Below are 24874 nucleotides of genomic sequence, written 5' to 3'. Positions count from 1 at the left end.
CAGTGAACCGTGCTGACCACGGTCCACTGCACCGGATCTCACATCAGCGAAGTTCTCCGGCGATGTCGGCCGAGGCGAGCATCAGCACCAGCGCGGGCACGACGGTGCGTGCGGCGAGCCGGTAGTCGCCCCGGCCGTGCTGCTCGACGATCCGCGCCGACGTGAGGGTCTTCAGATGGTGATAGAGCTGACCGACGGACGACAGTCCCACCGCAGCCTGCAGATCGGCGGCGACCGCGGGACCGCGCAACAGTGCGCGGACCACGGCGAGCCTCACAGGGTGGCCGAGCGCCGCCAGCACCTCGACCGCCCGGTCGGGGGGAAGATCGAGCACGGCGTCGGGCACGTACTCGATGGACCAGGTGACGTCGCCGGCCAGATGGACGTCACCCGAGTAGGACACGAGGCCCCCGGTGGACGCCGCCGTCTGTCGGGGGTCCCCCTCGAGCGCCGCGACCCGAGCCTCCAGGGCTGCGACGCGTGCCTCCAGCTCGCTCACGAGATGCAGGCTAGCCGCCCCACTGTCGCCGGATCCGCCGCGGCCTCGAGGAGCAGCGTCTGATGCTGGGTCAGGTTCGTCGTCGCGGACTCGTACTCGGCTGCGGTCAGACCATGGTTCAGCCACACCACCACGGCGGGGGCGCCGTCCGCGCGGCGGAACTCGAAGCCGTGCGTGAGAACTCCGGGCAGATTTCCGCCCTTGAACCCCATGGCCACGAACCCGGCGTCCGCAGGCGGGTCCTGCCATTCGAGGTGGCGCCTGACGGTGTCGACCCCCGAGCCGTAGGAACCGTCGGCGACGGCGGTGTGGAATCGCGCGAGCTCGGCGGCCGTCCCGGTCGGGCCGAACCGATCGAAGTACGTGAGGAGTTTTGTCTCGTCGCGCGGTCGCGCGGTCGTTCCGTACGTCGCGCGGAAGTCGGCGTCGAAGGCGAACCGCTGTGCGAGCGACCACAGATCGTCCGTGTCGACGGTCGCGTCGAGAGCGCCGAGCGTGACGCCGACGAGGGTGGGTGGTGTGAAGTCGCTCCACCCGCCCGCTGCGGCCGCGTCCCGCAACGCGTCGTCGCCGAGCCGGTACCGGAGGTAGTCGGGCACTCCGTTGTCGCTCTCACGCACCATCGCGGTGACCATGTCGTCGAGCCGCACCGTCGCGGCCGGATCCGTCGGCGATGTTCCGTCGTTCGCGATGCCGAGGCGATTCAGAGCCGCGATGTGGGCACCGCCGTCCGTGCCGGGTGCGTACCACCGCTGCCAGTCGGCGACAGGGATGCGTTCGTCCGGGTTCAGCGTGCCGTCGGCCACGGCGCGGGCGTAGGCACCGAGGTGTACGACCTTCACGGCGGAGGCGAGGGGGTGCGGCGTGTCCGCGTCGTGCTCGGCGGTGTGTCCGAGCCCGTCGTCCACCGCGAAGGACACCGATTCGGGGTGCTCGGCGGCGAAGCCGATCCAGCCGTCGGGTGTGGTCATGTCCGCAACGGGGGCCGGTGCGCACGTCGTGGTGGACGTCGGCTCGGCCGTGCTCGGCGGTGCGGACGAGCACCCGGCCAGCAGAATCGACGCCGCGGTCACGGCGGTGAGAGTGCGCATCATCGGTTCTCCTCGAGTCGCATCATTCGGCTATTCCGTAATTCCGGAATTACCATAGCGCGAACGGGTGCGCTGGTCCAGAGGTCGTGGCCAGTACGCTGCTCTCGTGCGAGTACTCGTCATCGGTTCCGGAGCCCGTGAACATGCCCTGCTGACCGCCCTGGCGGCGGACCCCGAGGTGAGCACGGTGATGTGCGCACCCGGCAACGCCGGCATCGAGACCCTCGCCCAGACGTACCCCGTCGACGTGGCCTCCGGGGAGGCCGTCGTGTCGCTCGCTCGCGAGCGCGGCGCCGATCTGGTCGTCATCGGCCCCGAGGTACCGCTGGTGCTCGGCGTCGCCGACGCGGTGCGCGAGGCCGGGATCGCCTGCTTCGGTCCGTCCGCCGCCGCCGCCCGGATCGAGGGTTCCAAGGCGTTCGCGAAGGACGTCATGGCGTCGGCCGGGGTCCGCACCGCGACCAGCGAGGTGGTGGACACGCCGGCACTGCTCGATGCCGCCCTCAACCGCTTCGGGCCGACGTGGGTGGTGAAGGACGACGGACTGGCCGCGGGCAAGGGAGTCGTCGTCACGCAGGACCGCCTCACCGCGCGCGCTCACGCCGCCGAGCTCCTCGAACTCGGCCATCCCGTGTTGCTCGAATCGTTCCTGTCCGGCCCGGAGGTGTCGCTGTTCTGTCTCGTCGACGGCGAGACCGTGGTGCCGCTGCTGCCCGCTCAGGACCACAAGCGCGTCGGAGACGGCGACACCGGGCCCAACACCGGCGGGATGGGCGCCTACACACCGTTGCCGTGGTTGCCCGACTCGATGGTCCAGCGCATCGTCGACGAGGTGGTCGCGCCCGTGGCAGCGGAGATGGTGGCACGGGGTTGCCCGTTCACCGGCCTGCTCTATGCGGGCCTCGCGGTGGACGGTGAGGGCCCCGCGGTCATCGAATTCAACTGTCGCTTCGGTGATCCTGAGACCCAGGCCGTGCTCGCACTGCTCGACTCACCGCTCGGTGCGGCGCTGTACGCGGCATCCACCGGAACATTGGCGGACCTGCCGCCGCTGCAGTGGAAGCAGGGTTCGGCGGTCACCGTCGTGCTCGCCTCCGAGAACTATCCCGGCCGACCGCGCACCGGAGACGCCATCACCGGCGCCGAGAACCCCGGCGTGCTGCACGCGGGGACGGCGCACGGCAGGAACGGTGGCCTCGTGTCGGCCGGGGGCCGCGTGCTCAGCGTCGTCGGCACCGGGGCGGATCTCGCCGCCGCCCGCACCGAGGCGTACGACATCATGGCGCGAGTGTCGTTGACCGGCGGCCACTTCCGCACCGACATCGGACTCTCGGCCGTCGAGGGCCGGATCTCGATCCCCTCCTGACGATGGTCGAGGAATCCGCGCGCTCGCGTATCGAGCCGTTCCGCGTCATGGACGTGTTCGCCGCTGCGGCGCGCCGCCAGGAGACTCACGGCGACGTCGTGTCCCTCGCGGCCGGACAGCCGTCCACGCGTGCGCCCGGGCCGGTCCTCGCTGCCATGCGCACGGCGCTCGACGGCGACGTGATCGGCTACTCCGAGACGTTGGGTACCGCGCGGCTGAGGGCGGCGATCGCCGCCTACCTGTCGAGGCGATCGAAGGTCGTCATCGAGGCCGAGGACGTCGTGGTGACCACCGGGTCGTCGGGTGCGTTCACGTTGCTGTTCCTCGCGGCGTTCGACGCCGGCGACACCGTGGTGATGGCGCGACCCGGTTATCCCGCGTATCGCAACACGTTGTCCGCGTTGGGGTGTCGCGTGATCGAGCTGGACTGCGGCGAGGACGCTCGCTTCCAGCCGACGGTCGCGATGCTCGATGCGCTCCCCGAACCTCCGAAGGGACTGATCATCGCCAGTCCGGCCAATCCGACCGGCACGATCATCGATCCCGACGAGTTGGCCGCGCTCGCGCGATGGTGCGATGAGCACGGCACGCTGCTGATCTCCGACGAGATCTACCACGGCATCTCCTACGGCGACGTCGAGTGCCGGAGCGCTCGGGAGTTCTCGGACGGCGCCGTCTCGATCGGGTCGGTCTCGAAGTACTTCTCCATGACCGGCTGGCGTCTCGGCTGGATGGTGCTCCCGCGTTCGCTCACCCGAGCGGTCCAGCGGCTGGCCTCGAACATGACGGTGTGTCCGCCGACCGTCTCGCAGCTCGCCGCGGTCGCCGCCTTCACGGACGAGTCCCTCGCCGAGTTGGACGGTCACGTGCGGCGGTACGCCCGCAACCGCGAGGAACTGCTCGGCGGTCTCCGTGATGCCGGCATCACCCGGCTCGCTCCCGCGGACGGCGCCTTCTACGCGTACGCCGACATCGGGCACCTGACGGACGATTCGTTCCGATGGTGCGCCGACACCCTGAACGAGACCGGCGTGGCCGTCGTCCCGGGTGCGGACTTCGACACGGTGCACGGTCACCACACGGTGCGCTTCTCCTTCGCCGGTGCGACCGAGGACATCACCGAGGCGCTGCGTCGGCTCACCCCGCGACTGCGGTAGTGGGCTGCGCCCCTGTGCGCCCTTTGCGCATCCAGGGATACGCAAAAGGCGCACGGGGGAGAAGCGCCGGTGGCAGCATGTGTACGCATGTCGACCGGCTCCGCTCCCCGCTCGACGCCCAAGGGTCGGCGTCGGCGCGAGGCCCTCATCTCGGCCGCAGCGGACCTTCTGCTGGCCGGAGGGTACGACGCCGTGCGGCACCGGAGCGTCGCGGCGAGGGCCAGGCTTCCGCTGGCGTCGACGACCTACTACTTCGACTCCCTGGACGACCTCGTCACGCACGCCGCGGAACTGAACGGGGTCCGTGAGATCGCGATGATCCGCGACCGGATGACCGCATTCGCGCCGGCTGCGTTGGACACCGCGGACACGGTGGACCTGGTGGTGGACCTGCTCGTGGGTCCGGACGACGGCGACGAGGTCCGGCGGGACCTGATGGTGGCGCGCTACGAGCGGGTGCTGGCCGCGGCGCGGCATCCGCAGCTGCAGGAACTGCACTGCCGGCTGCGTGGTGAGCTGGAGGACATGCTGTCCGACGTGCTGTCCGCCGCGGGTCGGCCCACCGACCGTGACCACGTCCGCCCGCTCCTGGCCCTCGTCGACGGTGTCGTGATGGGCGCGTTGGGTGAGAATGGGGCGGACCTGCGGTCACGCGTGCGGGACGTCCTGCTGGATGCGGTGGACCGTCACGCGCCGTTGTCGCGGGAAGTCCGGAGGACGGTCGCGCAGTAGAGGCGCAGTCCGGGGGACGGCCGCGCAGTGAGGGGACCGTAAACTGGCCGCTCGTGAGCCGTATCCCGAATGTCCTCGCCCACCGTTACGCCAGTCCCGACATGGCCCGTCTGTGGTCACCCGAGCACAAGATCGTGCTCGAGCGTCAGCTGTGGATCGCCGTGCTGCGAGCGCAGGCCGATCTCGGTGTCGACGTCCCGGCGGAGGCCATCGCGGACTACGAGCGCGTGGCCGACCGGGTCGATCTCGAGTCGATCGCGGATCGCGAGCGGGTCACTCGTCACGACGTGAAGGCGCGGATCGAGGAGTTCAACGCCCTCGCCGGCCACGAGCACGTGCACAAGGGTCTGACCAGCCGCGATCTGACGGAGAACGTCGAGCAGCTGCAGATTCTGCGGTCGATGGAACACGTGTACGGGCACGGCGTGGCTGTCGCGGCGCGTCTGGCCGAGCGCGCGGCCGAGTACACCGAGGTGGTCATGGCCGGCCGCAGCCACAACGTCGCGGCGCAGGCCACGACGCTGGGCAAGCGGTTCGCGTCGGCTGCCGACGAGCTGATGGTGGCGTTGACCCGGCTCCGGGAGCTGATCGACCGGTACCCGCTGCGCGGCATCAAGGGTCCGATGGGGACGGCCCAGGACATGCTCGATCTGCTCGGCGGCGATGCCGACAAGCTCGAGACCCTCGAACGCGCGGTGGCGCAGCATCTCGGCTTCGCCCACGTCTTCACGAGTGTCGGCCAGGTCTACCCTCGTTCCCTCGACCACGACGTGGTGTCGGCGCTGGTGCAGGTGGGTGCGGCGCAGTCCTCCTTCGCCCACACGGTGCGCCTGATGGCCGGACACGAGCTGGTGACCGAGGGTTTCCAGCCGGGTCAGGTGGGCTCGTCGGCCATGCCGCACAAGATGAACACCCGGTCCTGCGAACGCGTCAACGGCCTGCAGGTGATCCTGCGCGGGTATGGGTCCATGGCCGCGGAGCTGGCCGGCGCACAGTGGAACGAGGGCGACGTCTTCTGTTCCGTCGTGCGTCGTGTCGCGCTGCCGGACGCATTCTTCGCCATCGACGGGATGATGGAGACCTTCCTGACCGTGCTCGCAGAGTTCGGTGCCTATCCCGCGGTGATCGCCCGCGAGCTGGATCGCTATCTGCCCTTCCTGGCGACGACCAAGGTGCTCATGGCCGCTGTCCGCGCAGGCGTCGGTCGGGAGACCGCCCACGAGGCCATCAAGGAGCATGCCGTGGCCGTCGCTCTCGCGATGCGGGAGCAGGGGAGGGAACCGGACCTCCTCGACCGACTCGCGGCCGACGAGCGGTTGCCGCTCGACCGCGCGGCACTCGACACGGCGCTGGCGGATCGGTCGGCGTTCATCGGCGCCGCGCACGCGCAGGTCGCTGCGGTCGTCGCCGCGGTGCAGACACTGGTCGACGCGAACCCGGAGGCGGCTCGGTACACACCGGCTCCCATTCTGTGATGTGAACCGTGACGACGGGGCGGTCTCCCGGTGGAAGTGACGGCCGTCAGACCCTACGGTTCGTCATGTGAGCAAAGTTGTCGTCATCGGAACGGGTTATCTGGGCGCCACGCACGCTGCGTGCATGGCCGAGATCGGACACGACGTCCTCGGGGTCGATGTCGACCCGAGCAAGCTGGCCAAGCTCGAGGCGGGGGAGGTGCCCTTCTGGGAGCCCGGCCTTGAGGAAGTGTTGCAGCGCAACATCGCAGCGGGCCGCCTACGCTTCACCGCGTCGTACGCGGACGCTGCAGCGTTCGGTGACATCTTCTTCCTCGCGGTGGGCACGCCGCAGAAGAAGGGCGAGTACGCCGCTGACGTGACGTACGTGAACTCGGTGGTGGAGAACCTCGCACCGCTGATCACCGGACCCGCTGTCCTCTTCGGCAAGTCCACGGTCCCCGTGGGCACGGCGGAGCGACTCGGCACGATGGCCCACGCGCTCTCGCCGGCAGGCGAGGACCTCGAGGTGGCCTGGAACCCGGAGTTCCTGCGCGAGGGTCACGCCGTGGAGGACACGCTGCACCCGGACCGGCTGGTGCTCGGGGTCGACCGGAACCGTCCTCGGCGCGCGGAGGAGGTCGCCCGCGAGGTCTACGCGCCCCTGCTCGCCGAGGGGATCCCCTTCATCGTGACCGATCTGGCCACCGCCGAATTGGTCAAGACCTCGGCCAACGCATTTCTCGCGACGAAGATCTCGTTCATCAATGCTATTTCCGAGGTCTGTGACGCGGCAGGCGCCGATATCACCGTTCTGGCCGACGCAATCGGTCACGACGATCGAATCGGGCGCAAGTTTCTGAACGCCGGGATCGGTTTCGGCGGAGGTTGCCTACCGAAGGACATCCGCGCATTCATGGCTCGTGCCGGTGAGCTGGGAGCCGATCAGGCGCTGACGTTCCTGCGCGAGGTCGACAACATCAACATGCGTCGCCGCACCGGCATGGTCGAGGTCGTGCGCGACACCGTGGGAACTCTGCTGGGAGCTCAGGTCGCGGTGCTGGGTGCAGCCTTCAAGCCCGACTCCGACGACGTCCGTGATTCACCGGCACTCAATGTCGCTGGCCAACTGCAACTTCAGGGTGCCGGTGTGACCGTGTACGACCCGAAGGCCAACGACAACTCACGCGCGCTGTTCCCCACGCTGGGGTACGCGAGCTCTGCGCTGGAGGCGTGCGCGAAGGCCGACGTGGTACTCGTGCTCACCGAATGGCGTGAATTCCGCGAGCTGGTTCCCGCCGATCTGGAGGGCGTGGTGCGAGAACGCAGAATCATCGACGGACGCAATTGCCTCGACGTGAATGTGTGGCGATCCGCGGGATGGCTGTATCGGGGACTCGGCAGGCCGTGACTTGGTGAATGCGCGACGCCACGCGTGCCCGTAAAACGATTGATACACTTCTGCCCGAATCCCGATCCATGAACGAGCAGAGGAATTTCGTGTCGACTGAGCTCGAGGGAACCACGGCAGTGCGACGACGGCGACGTGTACCGATCTGGGTATGGGTTGTCGTCATCGTGCTACTCGGGCTCGTCGCATGGTTCGGATGGACCGTCTTCACTGCGTACAAGGGACTGAGCTCGGCGCGCGACGACGCGCTCGCGGCGCGGTCGGCGATCCTGGCCGGCAACGCGGACGAAGGCCGCGAGCACGTCGCGGACGCCACCGCGGCGTCGTCGGATGCGCTGGACGCCACCAAGTCGCCCATCTGGAAAGCCGTCGCTGCTATCCCTGGCGTCGGCTCCCCACTCGAAGTCGTGGGGCCCCTCACCGGGCTCGTCCACGACCTCACGACCGAGGTCCTGCAGCCCGCCGTCGAAGTCGGTGCCGTCCTGAACCCGAGTGAACTGCGCGCGGACGACGGCACGATCGACCTGGGTGCCCTCCGCGATGCATCGCCGACGCTGGAGCAGGTGTCGGTGTCGGTCGGCGAGTTGAACGATCGTGCCGAGTCCATCGACACCGAGAGCTACCTGCCCCAGGTCACCGAGGCCGGCGACTCGTTGAAAGCACAGCTGGACGACCTGGCAGGACTCCTGACCAATACCAGTCTCGCATCGAAGATCCTCCCGGACATGCTCGGCGAGAATGCGCCCAAGAGTTACTTCTTGGCCTTTCAGACGAACGCGGAATCGCGTGGCACCGGCGGGCTGATGGGTGGGTTCGCCATCATCGACGCCGATCGGGGAAAGATCGGGCTGGACGAATTGGCGAAGAACAATGAATTGCGTCGCGATTACGACCCCATCGATCTCGGTCCCGATTTCGCCCGGAACTACGACAATCAATACAACGCGACGTCGAATTGGCAAAACGCCAATGTCAGCCCGCATTTTCCGTACACCGGTGAAATACTCCGATCCATCTGGCAGCAGGAATCCGGCCAGTCCGTGGACGGTGTGTTGGCCACCGACCCCGTCGCGCTCAGCTACATCCTCGGTGTGGTCGGCCCCGTGACACTCGCGGACGGCGAGCAGATCACCGCAGACAACGTCGTGAATCTGACTCAGTCCGAGGCGTACTTCCGCTTCGCCGAAGACAACACGGCGCGTAAGGACTATCTCCAGCAGATCGCCGCTCGCGTGTTCTCGAAGGTGGAGGGGAAGATCAGCGACCCAGCGAAGCTGCTGGATGCGATCGGTCGAGGCGTCAGCGAAGGGCACACCGCCGTGTGGAGCGCAGATCCCGAAATCCAGAGTGTGCTGTCGGGCACCAAGATCGCGCACGAGGTTCCCGACGACGCAGCCCCGTTCGCGTCGGCGATAGTCAACAACGGCGCAGGCGGAAAGTTGGATTACTACCTGAGGCGCGACATCGCCTACACGGCCTCGGCATGCGAGGGAGACACGAGGACCTCGCAGATCACTGTGTCGGTGACGAACACTGCGCCCGCACAGGATTACCCGAAGTACATCGCCGGCAGGCAGAACGAGACCACGGCATACGAGGGGCCGCCCGGGACGAATCGCTCGGTGGTGTCGGTGTTCACCACCACGGGGTCTGCACTCTCGAAGGCGACCATCGACGGACAGCAAGTGTTCTTGCTGACGACCCAGGAGCGAAATCACCCGGTCTTCTACACCCCGCTGGTGGTGGAACCGGGTCAGACGAAGACGATCGTCCTCGACCTGGTGGAGCCGACGGTGGCCGGTGCACCGCGGACTCCGATTCAGCCGGCAACCCTCGCCGGTACCGCGACGGTCGACGTGCCCGAGTGTGCAGGATCGTGAGCCGGCGGCTACACGAATGACTGAGCTCACGGTCCTGCATGCTCTCAGCAGGTCGGGCGGCACGACCGGTTTCTACGAACTGTTGGAAGAGTCGACAGCGCCCGGCGTCCGCATTCACCCGTTCTCGTGGCGTCACGCCTTGATCGGTTCGTACGACATTCTTCACGTCCACTGGCCCGAGAATTTCGTCCGAGGCAGCACGCGGGGTCGCACTCTTCTCAAATTCGTCGCGACGACGCTGCTTCTCTTTCGGCTCGAACTGTTCCGCACGCCGGTGGTCAGAACAGTGCACAACGTGAGGCCACACGAAGGGGCGACTCGCCTCGAAAGAGTGATCCTGTCCGGTCTGGACAGGCGAACGAGAGCGGCAGTCGTTCTGAACCCGGTGACACCCGTGCCTCCCGACCGCCCGACTTCGCTCATTCCCCACGGGCATTACTGCGACGTTCGATCGTTCCAGTGCCTCGAACCGCGTCCGAAGACACCGAACTCGCTTCTCTACTTCGGACAGATACGCCTCTACAAGGGCTTGGACGACCTGATGACGGCCTACGGCGAACTGGACAGCGCATCAGTCTCGTTGCAGATCGTCGGTGAGCCACAGAACGCCGATCTCGTCGCGCGTCTGACTTCCTTCGCAGAGGGTCGTCGACGCGTACGCCTGTGTCTACGTCACGTTGCTGACATCACGCTGTCTCGAGCGATCACCGAATCATCCGTGGTCGTCCTTCCCTATCGTCAGATGCACAATTCAGGTGCCCTCATTCTGGCGCTGAGTTTGGGTGCCGTCGTACTGGCGCCACAGACACCTACGACGCTCCTCGTGCAGGAAGAAGTGGGGGCAGAGTGGGTTCAGTTGTTCTCAGGGGAGCACATCACGGCAGCTGACCTCGTGGATGCTCTCGAAGCGGCCGCGACCGTCGATGTCGCCCGCAGACCGCGCTTTCGTGATCGCGATCCATCGGTAGTCGCCGAGCGGCACCTCCAGGTCTATCGGTCCGTACTCGGAACGCAGGATCTTCCTGCCGTCGGAAAGGACTGCATCACATGATCGACTATCTGGTCGGCGGCGTACGAATCTCGCTGGATGCGTCGTCGCACACGCCCGGCCCGCGCACGCACATCACCAAGTTCGTCGACGCCGCTCGAACGTGCGGGCATCAGACCGACGTGCACCTCGCATCCGACATGCCGCTCATGGGACGGTTCGCCAGGGTGAGCGACGCCGGCTACAAAGACCTCGGCACGTCGCGGATCCTTGCCGTCGACCTGCTGCGCGTGGCCATCATGGTGTGGTGTGGGTTCTGGGTCGCGGTCCGGTCGTTCCGACGTCCGGCGCCGGAGATCATCTACGAGCGGTCCGCGGTGTTCCAATCCCTGACTTCGTTCCATCGGTACAAGAAGCGCGCGATCCGCGTGGTCGAGGCAAACGGCATCTTCTCCCGTGAAACGGCACGCGACCGCAACATATCGAGGGCGGTGTGGCTTTCCGCCCTCGTCGAGCGACACGTTCTCCGTCGCGCGGATCTCGTTGTAGTGGTGAGCGACGCATTGGCGCGCGAAATCGAGCACTTCGCGGGAGTGGACAGAACTCGCATGTTGGTGGTTCCGAATGGAATCGACCCCGCTCTTCTGGAGGTCGAAAGAACGAAATCGGACAAATTCACTTTCGGCTTCGTCGGTGCGGTCGTGGAGTGGCAGGACCTCGGCTCCATCATTCCTGCTGTGTGTCGCCGGTTGGGGGAACCGGGTGTACTCGTGGATGGACGAGCTGTCGCGATCGACATCGTCGGTGACGGCTCGGCGCTCGACGGCCTTCGGGATGTGGTGACGCGACATTCGTGGGGGCGGTACGTCACCTTCCACGGTCAGGTTCCATCGGAGCGAGCCCGGTCATTGATGTCGACCTGGGACGTCGGAATTGCGGGTCATCGAGCGACATCCAGCATGTCGATGTACCACAGCCCGTTGAAATCGTACGAGTATGCCGGAATGGGTCTCGACATCCTGTGCACACCGTCCGAGGACGCGCGTCGTCTAGCCGAATCGGGCGCTGCCGTTCATGTTTTCGACAGTCTGGATCAACTCGACACAATCCTTTCACAACCTGACCTCCTCGTTCGCGACAGTCGAGCAGTGGAGAAAGCGCGACGATCGGTCATCGACGATCATTCGTGGGACAGCAGAGTTCAAGAGATAGTCGAGACTGCGAGAGGAGTGCGCGTGTGAGGAACTTCCCGGCCGCGGTCGGTGTGGCACTCGGGGTCGCTTCTGCGGTCGTCGGCATTCCAGAGGTGCTACCTTTCCTCCCACTGCGCCCCTGGCATGTGGCGATGGGTGCAGCCCTTGTCATAGCGCTGGCGGCAGTTCGAGCCCGCCGAGCGGTCTGGCCGCGACCACTCGTGATGGATTGGCTCTTTCTCGCTTTCATCGCATTGTCGATCGTGGTCGGATTCTTCAACAGCAGGGATCTCGGCGAACCCTTCGGGTTGTCGGCGGCGGTGTTCCCCGTCTACCCGTTGGTCGGTTACGTCGCGGTCAGAATGACGATCCGGCACCGGACCGATGCGCTCGTACTTCTGAAATGGTTCACCGTTCCTGTGATCCCGAGCGCTGCTGTGGCACTCGTGCAGCAGGTCTCGAGCGGTGCGAGCCTGACGATCCTGTCCATTTCGCCGTCCGAAGATCTATCGAGACGGATTGCCGACGGCGAGACGAGTCGAGCAACTGCACTCGTCGGTAACTGGATCGGCGCCGGAATGTACTTCAATGCCGTTCTGGCGGCCGCATGTTGCATTGTGATCGGTACTTCTCGGAATCGGCGTATCGGTCGGTTGACGTGGGTGTCGGCCGGACTGGCGATCGCAGGAGCCGCAGCTACCGCGACCATCTCGGTGATCGCCACGTCTGCAGTGCTCGTTGCGGTCACGGTGGCGGTCGAGCGTAAAAGATCCCTCCCGTACCTGGGAAGCGCCACAGTCGTGGCGGGCGTGGTCACTGTGCTGTTCAGCAGAGGCGCTCTCCAGTCGAGAGTCGAGCAGCAGAGAACACCGAACGTTCCCGCCGCAGGAGTGGCCGACGGCGCAGTGGGAGGAGCAGCCGACGGCGCAGTGGGAGGAGCAGCCGATCCGGGTGTTCCGGCGCTCGCGGAATCCAGCAAGTTGCCCAGTACCCTGGCGTATCGGATCGAAGTGTGGTCGGAGCAGACTTTCCCCGCGATACGCGAACGACCCTGGACGGGGTGGGGTGCTGATGTCGTCAACTCGGCAAACAGGCCGACGACGTTGATCTGGGACTCTGCCGAGTCGCAGTGGTTCGGCGTCGCATTGTGGTTCGGTATCCCGATCGCGATCTTTTACTGTGCAGTCATCGCAGTCATCGGCATCACGATGTGGCGCGCGCGAACAAAGATGACGTCGCCGATCGTGGCGTTCTTCGCGTTGAGCGTGGTCAATGCCTTCATCGTTCCTGCCTTCAGCAATCGCGGTCTCCCGGTGCCGCTGTGGGCACTGATGGGGATCGTCGTGGCACTGGCGCATCACCGTTCCGCGACATCGTCGAGGCGAGCCGACCAGACGAGCGTTCGGTCGTCTCCGTGACAGACAGCCTTTCGGCGAAGGGACCTCTCGGACGCATCGCCGCTCGCGGTGCAGCCTTCTCTTTTGCCGGTCAGGCTGCGAAGATCGTCGTGCAGCTTCTGGGTCTGGTGATCCTCTCGAGGCTTCTGGGGCCGGAGGAATACGGCCTGCTGGCGATGGTGGTGGCGGTCGTCGGAATAGGTGAGTTACTCCGGGACTTCGGCCTGTCGGCCGCCGCCGTGCAGACCAAAACGTTGTCTGAGGGTCAACAATCGAATTTGTTCTGGATCAACACCAGTATCGGGTTCGCGTTCTGTCTCGTCGTGATCGCCACCTCGTCACTTCTTGCCGACTTCTACGATCGGCCGGCGCTGAAACTGATCGCCATATGCTTGTCGGTGACGTTCCTCGCGAGCGGCTTTTCCACACAGTTCAGAGTCAAGCTGAACAGGGATCTACGTTTCGGTGCACTGGCAGTGATCGATGTGGGCGCTCATGTCCTGGGAATTGCGGCCGCTGCCATCGCTGCAATTGCAGGATTGGGGGTTCAGGCGCTGGTGCTGCAACTCATCGTTCAGACAGTGTCCGTGTCGGTGCTCATTCCATTCGTTGCACGCTGGTGGCCGGGCAGACCGCGACGCGGTGAGCACATGAGCGATCTGCTCAAGTTCGGGGCAAACGTTGCAGCCACGCAGCTCGTGGCGTACTTGAGTCGAAACGTCGATTCGGTAGTCATCGGAGTGCGGTTCGGATCTGTGAGTCTGGGGCTGTACGACCGTGCGTTTCAGGTCTTCACGTCGCCGCTCAATCAGATCCAGGCACCGGCCACGAATGTCGCCCTGCCTGTGCTGGCGCGAACGGAAGACGACGACGAGCGATACTCCGCTTTCCTGCTGCGTGGCCAGCTCGTGCTCATGCACGTGTTGTTGGCCGCATTCGCGGTCGCGTGGGCGAATGCCTTGTGGTTGATGAATCTGGTTTTCGGCGAGCAGTGGACACCGGCTGTGCCGTACCTTCAAATTCTGCTCATCGCGGGTGCAGCACAAGTGGCCTCGTATGCGACGTACTGGGTGTTCTTGTCCAAGGGGCTTCCCGGCGCGAACCTCAGGTTCACGATCGTGAGCAGGCTTCTCACCGTGGCGCTGATTCTGGTCGGCTCACTGTGGTCGCCGATCGCCGTGGCCTGGGGGTTCGCCTTGGGAACCCTGATCTCTTGGCCACTCGGACTGTGGTGGATCTCCCGCCTGACAACTGCCCCTGTACAGGCGATGTTCTGGTCTGGTGTCCGCGCGTGCTGCGTTTACGGAACATCGGCAGCGATCGCATACCTGGTCCCCGTGGAGAATGTCGTCGGCGATGGCATCATGGCGTTCTTCGCCCGAGTTTCGCTCATGGCGGTAGGAATTGCCGTGTGGTTCATCGCGGTGAGCAGGGTACGGACGGATCTGACGACACTGGTCCACACCGCCGGCCTGTTGCGCCGGAGAAAGGCAGACTGAGGACGAGTGTGATCAGGTCACGACAGGGTCAGTCAGCAGTGCCAGAAGCGGATCGCAACGCTCGTCTCACCACGTGACGTGACAGCAACACGGGTTCGGCGACATATCGGTAGCAGAGCCGCCGTGGCGCTTGAACGAGGCGGTACAGCCACTCCAGCCCGTAGCGTCCCAACCAGCGGGGAGCTTCTCGTTGCACACCCGACAAATAGTCGAGACACCCTCCGACATTGGCAACGACCTTGCCCCGCAGCATGTCCGCATTCTCTGTGATCCAACGCTCCTGATGCGGCATACCCATTCCGACCAGTACGATGTCCGCCTCGGCCACGGCACGGCGGAGTGTCATTCTTTCTCGTGAATCATCGCGCTGAGCGAAGTGGTAGCCGTCGTAAGCATTCCATGTCACGTCGGCATCACCGGCGGCGATGACCTCGGCGCCACGCCTACTCGACTCAGGAGTGGCGCCGACCGCGACGATGCGCAGCCCCGACGAACGTGCGAGAAGCAGCCGTAGCCAGTCCGAGCTTCCCACTCGGTATTCTGCGCCGAACCGCCGGCGGCAGACCAGTGACGTGGCGGCGAGGACCGGCCACCCGTCGATCACGTTGATGTGTGCCGCGTTCACGGCGTCGCGATAATCCGGGTCGATTTGATAGAGATAGACCCCGTGCAGATTGAAGTTCGACAGCCACAGGGTTTCTCGTGACTCGACCGTGTCGAGGACGAGGCGAACGATGTCCTCGCTGTCTAGGGGATGGACAGTGATGTCGAACCACGGAAGGTACCGTGCTGCTTTTTCCGCGACCCGTTGCACCTGCCGAGTATGACGCGTGGAAACCGAACTGCCCGAGGCGACAGCGGGGCGACGAGACATCAGCAGCCCTGTCCTGATTGCTCGCAACGAGGGGTCGACGACCCGCTCTCACCCGCAGAACGAGGGTGGCGGTTCGAACTCACGGAGACAGTCACGGGGTTTCACTCCTCGAAACGCGCGGAATTGGCCTGACAGCCGCGCCCCGACACACGGATAAAATGGTCGTATCCGCAGCATGCATTCCCCGAAATCGCTGCTCGACTCGAATCGAAGATAGGCGAGGGGCGACATGCCTGACAAGTCGCTCGAGTGCAGCAGGATTGCGCGGTGTGTCTGTCTGGGTGTTTTCGACGGACCGCAACTGCTCTGGTCAAAGCTTTCGCCTTTCATTCGGTTTGTTTGACGAGGCAATGGCGTACGGGGGGTCGGCCCGTGGCGGCGCATGGGGCTGAAAGACGGCGAAGGAGGCGAAACGAAACGACAAGTCTTTTCCCGTGCGGGGGTGTGAAGTGCAACGAGAACGCCCGGCCCCATTGCACTCCGCCGCCAGGCATGGTTAGGCTCGCCTTACAGACGCTCGATCCCCCGAGCGTGCCGCAGGCGAGGAGGTCCGATGTCGACAGCGTTCGAACTCGACGCCGCGACGCTCGATGCGGAACCCGGTTTCTATCCGGCGTCGGTGCTGTCCACGACGGCGATCTCACCCAGCATGGTGCGCATCGTTCTCGGCGGCCCGTGGGTGGAACGGTACGTCGGCGTCGAGGCACCGGACGAGTGCGTGACCGTGTACTTCCCGCCCGCCGTCGACGACGTCCTGCCGCCGATGACCTGCTGTAAGGGCGTGTGGGGCTACCACGACGCGGCGACGCGGCCGGAGTGCCGCAACTACACCGTCCGCATGCGCGACGACGACACGCTGACCATCGACTTCGTCCTGCACGAGAGCGGCGTCGCGTCGAACTGGGCGCGGCTGGCGCGCCCGGGCCACAGCGTCGTCCTCTCGCGCCCCCGCTCCTGGTACCGGTGTCCCGAGGACGCCGCGTGGCAACTGCTCGTGGCGGACCAGACGGGTCTGCCGGCGATCGCCCGAGCACTCGAACAGGCACCGGCCGGGCTGCGGACCCACGTCGTGCTCGAGGTCCTCGACCCCGCCGACATCCAGTCGTTCGACACGGGGGCGGACGTCACCGTCGACTGGCGCGTGGGTACCGGCAACGGTGTGATGCCGAGCGTTCTCCCCGATGCGGTCGCGTCGTACGAGCGTCCCGCGGGCTCCGGATACGTGTGGTTCGCCGGTGAGGCGGGCGCGTCCCGCGCGGTGCGCTCCCACGTGCGCAAGCACTGGGGCATGAGCACCCGTGAGTGCTCGGTCATCGGATACTGGCGCGAGCGCGCCGAGGAGTGGCTGGCCTCCTACAAGCGGTACGAGGCGATGGCGCTCGCGGGCTACAAGCGCGCTCTGCGCGAGGGCAAGTCGGAAGCGCAGGCGCAAGAGGAGTTCGAGGCACTCCTCGAGCGCGTCGGCCTCTAGCTCTTCTCGGGATCGGCGATACGGCCACCGGGCATCGCGAGCGCGGCGATCAGCAGCAGGACCGCTCCGCCGATCACCGTGTAGAACACGATGTGCAGACCGTCGCCGAGTTCGGTCGGCGATGCGTCGTCTCCGACGGTGGCATTGACGATGGCCCCGCACACCGCGATGCCGACGGCGCTGCCGAGGTTGCGGGCGAACGTGTTGGTGGAGGTGACCACTCCGCGCTCGGACCAGTCGACACTCGACTGCGCCGCGATGAGCGCAGGGCCCGCGATCAGCCCCATCCCGGCTCCGATCACGAGGCACCCGACGCAGATCTCCCACACCGACGACGTCGTGGTCCATCCCAGTGTGAGCAGCGAACCGGCCGTGACGATCGACCCACCGATGACCGCGGTGCGCCGGAACCCGATGCGCAGATACACCCGACCCGACTGTGACGACATCAGCGGCCACGACAACAGGAGCGGTGCGAGGGTGAAGCCGCCCGCCAGTGCGCTCAGCCCCAGTACGCCCTGGACGAACGTCGGGACGTACGTGGTGAGCGTGAGCACGACGGCGCCGATGACGGCGCCCACGGCGCTCGTGGCGACCAGGACACGTCGCGTCAGCACCCACAGTGGCAGCACGGGGGACGCGACGCGTCTCTCGACGAGCACGAAGGCGGCGAGCCCGGCCACTCCGACGGCGAAGACCGCGACACTCGCTCCCGACGTCCACGCCCACGACTGACCACCCTCGAGCAGCCCGAGGATGAGGGCGCCCGCGCCGACGGTGAGCAGCGCGGCGCCGACGTAGTCGATGCTCTGCCGCGTCGACGGCCTCGCCGTCTCGTCGAACTTGCGGATCAGCATCACCGCCGCGACCAGGCACAGCGGGATGTTGACGAAGAAGATCCAGCGCCACGAGAGGAACTCGGAGAAGATGCCGCCGAGACTGGGACCCACGATGGACGACATCGCCCACACGCTGGCCAGATAGCCCTGCGCCTTCGCGCGCTCGCGCACGGTGTAGATGTCGCCGGCGATCGTCTGCACCATCGGTTGGATCGCGCCCGCGCCGATGCCCTGGATCGCCCGGGCGACGATGAGGGCGGGCATGCTCCAGGCAATCCCGCACAGCACCGAGCCGATCGCGAAGACGGCGATGCCGAACAGGACGAGACGCTTGCGGCCGAAGAGATCCGCCAGCTTGCCGTAGACCGGCACGGTGACGGCCTGTGCGAGCAGGTAGATCGAGAAGAGCCACGGGAACTGGGAGAAGCCGCCCAAATCGTCGACGATGGTGAGGACGGACGTGGCGATGATCGTCGAGTCGAGGGCGACGAGCGAGTTGCAGAGCATCAGCGCCGCCAGGATCGGGCCTCGTTCGGACCGGAATCCGACCTGCACCCTGTCCGTCGTCGTCACCCGCCACGCTCCTTCGTTCGCCTCGGTACCGAGGGTCCCCTCCGAACACTGCCAGACACCGCCACCACCGCGATGCGCGGCACGACTACGCTCGAACGTCGTGCGCCCCTCTCTCTCGCAGTATCCCCATCTGGCGGCCGGCAAGGTCCGCGACCTGTATCGCATCGACGACGACCATCTGCTACTGGTGGCGAGCGACCGCATCTCCGCGTACGACCACGTGCTGTCGACGCCCATTCCTGACAAGGGTCGCGTGCTCACCGCGATGAGCGTGTTCTTCTTCGACACTCTCGGCGTGCGAGATCACCTCGCCGGAGACGCGGAGGATCCGCGGATCCCGCAGGAGGTGCTCGGCCGCGCGCTGGTGGTGCGCGCGCTGCGCATGGCACCGGTCGAGTGTGTCGCCCGTGGCTACCTCACCGGGTCCGGGCTGCTCGACTATCGGGAGACGGGTGCGGTGTGCGGCGTTCCGCTCCCGGACGGTCTCACCGAGGCGAGCAAGCTCCCGGAGCCGATCTTCACCCCCGCCAGCAAGGCGGCGATCGGCGATCACGACGAGAACATCGACTTCGATTCCGTGGTCGCCCTGGTCGGAGCCGACACGGCGGACAAGCTGCGTTCGGCCACGCTCGACATCTACGCGCGCGCCGCGGAGTTCGCCGCCGGACGCGGAATCATCCTCGCCGACACCAAGTTCGAGTTCGGTGTCGACGACGACGGCGAGGTGGTCCTCGCCGACGAGGTGCTGACTCCCGACTCGTCCCGGTACTGGCCGCTCGACGGCTACACCGAGGGGCAGGCGCAGCCGAGTTTCGACAAGCAGTTCGTCCGGGACTGGCTGACCGGTGAGTCCGGATGGGACCGCCACGGCGACGCACCGCCCCCGCCGCTGCCCGACGACATCGCCGACCGCACCCGGTCGCGTTACGTCGAGGCGTACGAACGACTCTCGGGTCTCTCCTTCGACGATTGGGTACGACCGTGACCGACATGCAGACGCACGACGCACAGCAGACGACACCACCGATCGCCAAGACCGTTCCGCACACGCGCACCCACCACGGTGACGTCGTCGTCGACCCGTACGAGTGGTTGCGGGAGAAGTCGGATCCCGAGGTCGTCGCGTACCTCGAGGCGGAGAACGCCTACACCGAGGCACAGACGGCCCACCTGGAGCCGCTGCGCACGGCGATCTTCGACGAGATCAAGTCGCGCACACAGGAGACCGATCTGTCGGTGCCCACGCGCCGCGGACTCTGGTGGTACTACGGGCGCACGCTGGAGGGCAAGAGTTACGGCATGCAGTGCCGCTGCCCGGTCGCCTCGGTGGACGACTGGACGCCGCCCGCGCTCGAACCGGGTGTCGAGGTCCCCGGCGAGGAGATCGTCCTCGACGCCAACGTGCTGGCAGAAGGACACGATTTCTTCTCGCTCGGCGCATTCTCCCTGAGCGACGACGGACACCTGCTCGCGTACTCCGTCGACACCGCCGGCGACGAGCGGTACACGTTGCGCATCAAGGATCTTCGTACCGGAGAGCTGTTCCCGGACGAGATCGAGCAGACCGCTCCCGGAGCGACCTGGTCCGCCGATCAGCAGTACCTCTTCTATCAGACCGTGGACGACTCGTGGCGTCCGGACAAGGTGTGGCGACACCGGATCGGGTCGCCCACGTCCGAGGACGTGGTGGTCTTCCACGAGCCGGACGAGTCCTACTGGGTCAGTTTCGGATCCACGCGCAGCGAGAAGTACCTCGTGATCTGGGTGGGGTCGAAGGTCACCACCGAGGGCTGGTACCTCGACGCGCAGGATCCGACGGGTGAGTTCCACGTGATCCTGCCGCGCAGGGACGGCGTCGAGTACAGCGCGGAGCACGCCGTGGTCGCCGGCCGCGACCGGTTCCTGATCCTGCACAACGACGTCGTCGACGGAGTGAAGGCGGAGAACTTCGTCCTGGCCGACGCGCCGGTGGAGGACCCGTCGGACATGACGATTCTCCTGGAGCACGCCGACGACGTGCGGCTCGAGGACGTCGACGCGTTCGCGCACCACCTGGTGCTGTCGTACCGCCGGGAAGCCGTGCCGCGCATGGCCTTGTGGCCACTGCTCGACAGCGGCTACGGCGAGCGTCACGAGCTCGAGTTCGACGAGGAACTGTTCTCGGTGGGTCTCGGCTCGAATCCGGAGTGGGACGCACCGCTGCTGCGTTTCGGCTACACCTCGTTCATCACGCCCTCGCGCGTCTACGACTACGACCTGGCCTCTGGCGAGCGCATCCTGCGCAAGTCGCAGCCGGTGCTCGGCGATTTCGACCCGACGCGGTACACCCAGACCAGGGAGTGGGCGACGGCGGAGGACGGCACGCGAGTGCCGCTCTCGGTGATCAAGCGCGTCGACGTCGAGGTGTCCAAGGGCGGCGCGCCGACGCTGCTGTACGGGTACGGCTCGTACGAGGCGAGCATGGACCCGGGCTTCTCGGTGTCGAGACTGTCCCTGCTCGATCGGGGCATCGTGTTCGTCATCGCGCACGTGCGCGGCGGCGGGGAGATGGGCCGCCTCTGGTACGAGGACGGCAAGATGCTGCACAAGAAGAACACGTTCACCGACTTCGTCTCGTGCGCACGGCATCTGATCGACACCGGGGTCACGTCTCCCGATTGTCTGGTGGCCGACGGTGGCAGTGCGGGCGGCCTCCTCATGGGAGCGGTGGCCAACCTCGCACCCGAACTGTTCGCGGGCATCCTCGCCAACGTGCCGTTCGTGGATCCGCTCACGTCCATTCTCGACCCGTCGCTGCCGCTCACGGTGATCGAGTGGGACGAGTGGGGAAACCCGCTGGAGGACAAGGACGTCTACGACTACATGAAGTCGTACAGCCCGTACGAGAACGTGGCGGAGAAGGACTATCCGGCCGTCCTGGCCATCACCTCGATCAACGACACGCGCGTGCTCTACGTCGAACCCGCGAAGTGGATCGCCGCTCTGCGGGTGAAGAACACCGGCAGCGAGCCGATTCTGCTGAAGACCGAGATGAGTGCCGGGCACGGCGGGGTCAGCGGGCGATACGAGAAGTGGAAGGAGGTCGCCTTCGAGTACGCGTGGGTGATCGAACGCACGGGTGCGATTGCCACGGGTGGCCGCGATACGGGAAGCTGACGGCGTTCGCCGGGGGGTGGACTGCAGCGAATGACGGTCGGGGGCCGCAGTGAGTGAACGTCGTGATGTCGAGTTCGTGTCCGGGGACGCCACCTGTGCGGCGTGGCTGTACCGTCCGGCCACACCGAGCGAGCGGCAGCCGATCGTCGTCCTCGCTCACGGTCTCGGCGGTGTCCGCGAGATGCGGCTCGACGCGTACGCCGAGCGCTTCACTGCTGCCGGCTACGCGTGCCTGGTGTTCGACTACCGCCACTTCGGCGCCAGTGGCGGCGAGCCACGGCAGCTCCTCGACATCAGGCTCCAACTCGAGGACTGGGCGTCGGCCATCGCGCACGCCCGCACGATCGACGGGATCGATCCGACCCGAGTGGTGCTGTGGGGGTCCTCGTTCGGTGGTGGCCACGTCCTCGAGGCCGCAGCTCGGGACGGCCGGGTCGCCGCGGTGATCTCCCAGTGCCCGTTCACCGACGGGCTCGCGTCGGCCCTGGCCACGCCGCTGCGCACGACGCTCAGGATCACCCCGCTCGCCGTCCGGGACATCGTCGGATCGCTCCGGGGCAAGCCTCCCGTGATGGTGCCGCTCGCCGCGGAACACCGTGGTGTCGCACTGATGGCCAGCACCGATGCGCTCGACGGGTACCTCGGTCTGCAGCCGCCCGGTTCCGCCTTCTCCAACGAGGTGGCGGCTCGGTTCGCACTCGCCATCACCCGGTACTTCCCTGGCCGGGCGGCGAAGAGGATCACCGCGCCGGTGCTGTTCTGCGTGTGCGATCCGGACACCGTCGCACCGACGAAGGCGACCCTGCGCCATGCGGCGAAGGCGCCTCGCGGACAGATCGAGGTGTACCCGTACGGCCACTTCGAGATCTATGTCGGCGACCCGTTCGAGCACGTGGTGGCCGATCAGATCGCGTTCCTGGAGCGCACGGCCCCGCTGGGCTGACTCACCGCCAGCGGTACCGCACCTGGGGCCGTCCGGCCCTGCCGTACTCGGTGTGCCGCTCGACGAGCCCGTCGTCGGCGAGCCGTTCGAGATAGCGCCACGCCGTCACCCGGGAGACGCCGACGGCCTTGGCTGCCTCGGAGGCCCCGAGTCCCCCGGGCTGTGCCCGCACGCTGTTCGAGATCTCGGTGAGTGTCGCCGGAGCGATGCCCTTGGGGGAGGCGGCGCGCTCGTCCGCGGTGCGCAGAGAGGCCATGGCGCGGTCGATGTCGCGTTGACTCACCGCCGACTCGCCGTCGCGCAGGGCGCTGCGAAACTCGCCGTACCGTTCCAGCTTGTCCCGGAACGCCGCGAAGGTGAAGGGCTTGAGCAGGTACAGCACCACCCCGTGCGCGACGGCGTTGCGCACGACGGCGAGGTCGCGCTCGGAGGTGATGGCGATGACGTCGGGTCCGGGGCGCAGTCCACCGAGTGCGGCGGCGACGTCGATGCCGTTGGCGTCCGGCAGCCCGATGTCGAGCAGGACCAGATCGAACGGCGACCCGTCGGCGATGGCCTTGGACGCCGCGCGCATGGCGCCCGACGCGGTGTGCGCCATCGCACCCACGGTGAAGCCGGGGACACGACCGACGTAGCTCGAATGGGCGTCCGCGATCAGGGGTTCGTCCTCGACGATCAGCACGCGGATGGTGGTGTCGTCGGGACCGGGTGCCTCACTCATGCGGGATGCTCGCGGTGACGACCGATCCGTAGGTCGTCTCCGACGTCAGGGTCCCGTGATGGCGTTCGACCACCTGGGTGACCAGCGCGAGACCGAGGCCCCGCGAGCCGGACTTGGTGGAGTATCCGCGGGTCCGTGCTCTCGCCAGGGCGTCCGCGTCCATTCCCGGTCCACTGTCCGCCACCTGGATCACGAGGTCCGTCTCGCTCTCGCGCACGGTCACCTCCACCCACGGCTCGTCCGACTGCTTCGCTGCATCGATCGCATTGTCTATCAAATTTCCGGCGAGAGTGACCAATTCACGTCGGTCGAAGGACTCGGTGTCGGTGAGAGCGGTGTCCTCGGTGACCGTGAGCTCGACGCCCTGCTCGGCGGCCTGGCTCACCTTGCCCAGTAACAGTGCCGCCACCGCGGGTTCCTGCACCGTGCTCATGAGCCGGTCGATGAGGTTCTGCGACAGCTCGAGTTCCTGGGTGGCGAACTCGACCGCCTGCTCGGTGCGGCCGAGTTCGACCATCGTGATGACGGTGTGGAGACGGTTCGCCGACTCGTGCGCCTGCGAGCGCAGCGACTCGGCGAAGGACGTCATCGAGTCGAGTTCGCCCATGACACGCTGCAATTCGGTGTGATCGCGCAGCACGGTCACCGTGCCGAGCCGGCGGGACCCGTGCAGGACGGGGTCCTGGGTCACCACGAGGACACGCGTCGTCGTCAGGTGCATCTCGTCGCGAACGGCGGTGTCGCCCAGTCCGCGCAGCGATTCCGGAAGGCGCTCGCGCGTCACGGGACCCTCGGGCAGGTCCAGCAGCCGCCGCGCCTCGTCGTTGACCAGCTCCGCCTCCGAGTCGTCGCCCCACACCACCAGCCCCTCGCCGATGGAGTGCAGGACGGCGTCGTGGTGCTCGTACATGCTGCGCAGCTCGTCGGGCGCGAGCCCGAGGGTCTGACGACTGAGCCGCCGATTGAGTAGATACGACGCCGCGAGGGCCACGCCGAGTGCCGCCGCGATGATGCCGAGGACTGCCGGGAGCCCGGCGACGAACTGACTGGAGATCTTCTGGCGGGTGACCCCGGCGGAGACGAGCCCCACGACGCGGCCGTCGTCGAGCACGGGCGTGACGGCGCGGATCGACGGTCCCAGAGATCCGCGGTACGTCTCGGTGAACGTCTCGCCGGCGAGCGCCCGGTCGATCGTGCCCGTGAACTGCCCGCCGATCAGCTCGGTGGTGGTGTGGGTGAAACGCGTGCGGTCGGGCGACATGACGACGATGAAGTCCATCCCCGTCGCGATGCGCACGCGCTCGGTCACCGGTTGCAGCGCGGCTGTGGGATCCGCACTCGCGAGTGCGGTCACCGTGGACGGGGCAGTCGCGATCGAGACGGCGATGTCGACGACCTCCCGGCGGATGCTCTCGTCGCTGTCCCGGCGGGCGTCGACGAGGGCGAGAGCGCCGCCGAGCGTCACGAGGAGCACCACGACCGCGAGCTGGCCGACGAGGAGCTGCCGCGCCACACTGCGGCGACGCCGGGTGTTCGTGCTGCTCACGGGGTTCCTCCGGGTTCGACTGTTCTGCTCACGACGTGCGCGTGACCGCTGTACACATGAACGAAATGAACTCATTGGTGACTC

At 66.6% G+C, this 24874-nt stretch carries 20 protein-coding genes; 14 read left to right on the top strand and 6 right to left on the bottom strand.

Features of this window, described 5'->3' with window-relative positions:
- Positions 1-43: 43 nt before the first annotated feature.
- Both QE449_RS17890 and QE449_RS17885 read right to left on the bottom strand, forming a co-directional pair.
- Positions 44-499 (bottom strand): helix-turn-helix transcriptional regulator, encoded by a 456-nt coding sequence (locus tag QE449_RS17890; RefSeq protein ID WP_056446646.1) that lies wholly within the window; start codon positions 497-499, stop codon positions 44-46.
- Entirely contained in the window at positions 496-1593 is a 1098-nt protein-coding gene (locus tag QE449_RS17885; RefSeq protein WP_307109305.1) for a serine hydrolase, read from the bottom strand. Before QE449_RS17885 ends, QE449_RS17890 begins: the two co-directional genes overlap by 4 nt.
- A gap of 103 nt (positions 1594-1696) precedes the next feature.
- On the opposite strand from QE449_RS17885, the gene purD reads away from it, so the two are divergent.
- The 10 genes from purD to QE449_RS17835 all read left to right on the top strand — a co-directional run bounded on the left by purD (position 1697) and on the right by QE449_RS17835 (position 14667).
- On the top strand, positions 1697-2956 hold the full coding sequence (gene purD / locus QE449_RS17880) for a phosphoribosylamine--glycine ligase (protein WP_307109304.1): 1260 nt from the start codon (positions 1697-1699) through the stop codon (positions 2954-2956).
- A gap of 2 nt (positions 2957-2958) precedes the next feature.
- Positions 2959-4113 carry a pyridoxal phosphate-dependent aminotransferase gene (locus QE449_RS17875; RefSeq protein ID WP_027504322.1) on the top strand — a complete coding sequence of 385 codons (1155 nt, stop codon included), beginning with the start codon at positions 2959-2961 and terminating at the stop codon, positions 4111-4113.
- Positions 4114-4200: 87 nt separating this feature from the next.
- Positions 4201-4845 (top strand): TetR/AcrR family transcriptional regulator, encoded by a 645-nt coding sequence (locus QE449_RS17870; protein WP_027504321.1) that lies wholly within the window; start codon positions 4201-4203, stop codon positions 4843-4845.
- Positions 4846-4898: 53 nt separating this feature from the next.
- Complete coding sequence (gene purB / locus QE449_RS17865; RefSeq protein ID WP_027504320.1) at positions 4899-6320, top strand: adenylosuccinate lyase; 1422 nt, start codon at positions 4899-4901, stop codon at positions 6318-6320.
- 67 nt (positions 6321-6387) lie between these two features.
- On the top strand, positions 6388-7710 hold the full coding sequence (locus QE449_RS17860; RefSeq protein ID WP_222646581.1) for a UDP-glucose/GDP-mannose dehydrogenase family protein: 1323 nt from the start codon (positions 6388-6390) through the stop codon (positions 7708-7710).
- Positions 7711-7718: 8 nt separating this feature from the next.
- Positions 7719-9590: a DUF4012 domain-containing protein gene (locus QE449_RS17855; protein WP_307109303.1), complete on the top strand. Its 1872-nt coding sequence runs from the start codon at positions 7719-7721 to the stop codon at positions 9588-9590.
- Positions 9591-9606: 16 nt separating this feature from the next.
- Positions 9607-10641, top strand: coding sequence for a glycosyltransferase (locus tag QE449_RS17850; RefSeq protein ID WP_307109302.1), 1035 nt, complete (start codon positions 9607-9609; stop codon positions 10639-10641).
- Positions 10638-11819 (top strand): glycosyltransferase, encoded by a 1182-nt coding sequence (locus tag QE449_RS17845; protein ID WP_307109301.1) that lies wholly within the window; start codon positions 10638-10640, stop codon positions 11817-11819. Before QE449_RS17850 ends, QE449_RS17845 begins: the two co-directional genes overlap by 4 nt.
- A complete protein-coding gene (locus QE449_RS17840) occupies positions 11816-13189 on the top strand; it encodes an O-antigen ligase (protein ID WP_307109300.1) in 1374 nt (457 codons plus the stop codon). The genes QE449_RS17845 and QE449_RS17840 overlap by 4 nt, the downstream gene beginning before the upstream one ends.
- Positions 13186-14667 (top strand): lipopolysaccharide biosynthesis protein, encoded by a 1482-nt coding sequence (locus QE449_RS17835; protein ID WP_307109299.1) that lies wholly within the window; start codon positions 13186-13188, stop codon positions 14665-14667. Before QE449_RS17840 ends, QE449_RS17835 begins: the two co-directional genes overlap by 4 nt.
- A 28-nt stretch (positions 14668-14695) precedes the next feature.
- Here the strand turns inward: QE449_RS17835 and QE449_RS17830 are convergent, their stop codons facing one another.
- Positions 14696-15481, bottom strand: coding sequence for a WecB/TagA/CpsF family glycosyltransferase (locus QE449_RS17830; protein ID WP_307109298.1), 786 nt, complete (start codon positions 15479-15481; stop codon positions 14696-14698).
- A 613-nt stretch (positions 15482-16094) separates the two neighbouring features.
- On the opposite strand from QE449_RS17830, the gene QE449_RS17825 reads away from it, so the two are divergent.
- On the top strand, positions 16095-17012 hold the full coding sequence (locus tag QE449_RS17825) for a siderophore-interacting protein (RefSeq protein ID WP_307109297.1): 918 nt from the start codon (positions 16095-16097) through the stop codon (positions 17010-17012).
- Here QE449_RS17825 and QE449_RS17820 read toward each other — a convergent pair.
- Entirely contained in the window at positions 17009-18424 is a 1416-nt protein-coding gene (locus QE449_RS17820; RefSeq protein WP_027504317.1) for an MDR family MFS transporter, read from the bottom strand. The genes QE449_RS17825 and QE449_RS17820 overlap by 4 nt on opposite strands.
- A gap of 100 nt (positions 18425-18524) precedes the next feature.
- Here QE449_RS17820 and QE449_RS17815 point away from each other — a divergent pair, with 100 nt between their 5' ends.
- The 3 genes from QE449_RS17815 to QE449_RS17805 are packed head-to-tail and all read left to right on the top strand — an operon-like array spanning position 18525 to position 22523.
- A complete protein-coding gene (locus QE449_RS17815) occupies positions 18525-19409 on the top strand; it encodes a phosphoribosylaminoimidazolesuccinocarboxamide synthase (protein ID WP_027504316.1) in 885 nt (294 codons plus the stop codon).
- 5 nt (positions 19410-19414) lie between these two features.
- Positions 19415-21580, top strand: a complete 2166-nt coding sequence (locus tag QE449_RS17810; protein WP_307109296.1) for a S9 family peptidase — start codon at positions 19415-19417, stop codon at positions 21578-21580.
- A 49-nt stretch (positions 21581-21629) separates the two neighbouring features.
- Positions 21630-22523: an alpha/beta hydrolase gene (locus QE449_RS17805; protein WP_307109295.1), complete on the top strand. Its 894-nt coding sequence runs from the start codon at positions 21630-21632 to the stop codon at positions 22521-22523.
- A 1-nt stretch (position 22524) separates the two neighbouring features.
- On the opposite strand, the gene QE449_RS17800 is transcribed toward QE449_RS17805, so the two are convergent.
- Both QE449_RS17800 and QE449_RS17795 read right to left on the bottom strand, forming a co-directional pair.
- Positions 22525-23244 carry a response regulator gene (locus tag QE449_RS17800; RefSeq protein WP_307109294.1) on the bottom strand — a complete coding sequence of 240 codons (720 nt, stop codon included), beginning with the start codon at positions 23242-23244 and terminating at the stop codon, positions 22525-22527.
- On the bottom strand, positions 23237-24790 hold the full coding sequence (locus QE449_RS17795; protein ID WP_027504311.1) for a sensor histidine kinase: 1554 nt from the start codon (positions 24788-24790) through the stop codon (positions 23237-23239). Before QE449_RS17795 ends, QE449_RS17800 begins: the two co-directional genes overlap by 8 nt.
- Between the last annotated feature and the right edge of the window lie 84 nt (positions 24791-24874).

Origin of the sequence: Rhodococcus sp. SORGH_AS_0303 (genome assembly GCF_030819335.1) — a bacterium.
Taxonomy (GTDB): domain Bacteria; phylum Actinomycetota; class Actinomycetes; order Mycobacteriales; family Mycobacteriaceae; genus Rhodococcoides.
The sequence above is the reverse complement of the archived record's forward strand: the minus strand, read 5'-3'. Positions and strand labels throughout refer to the sequence as shown.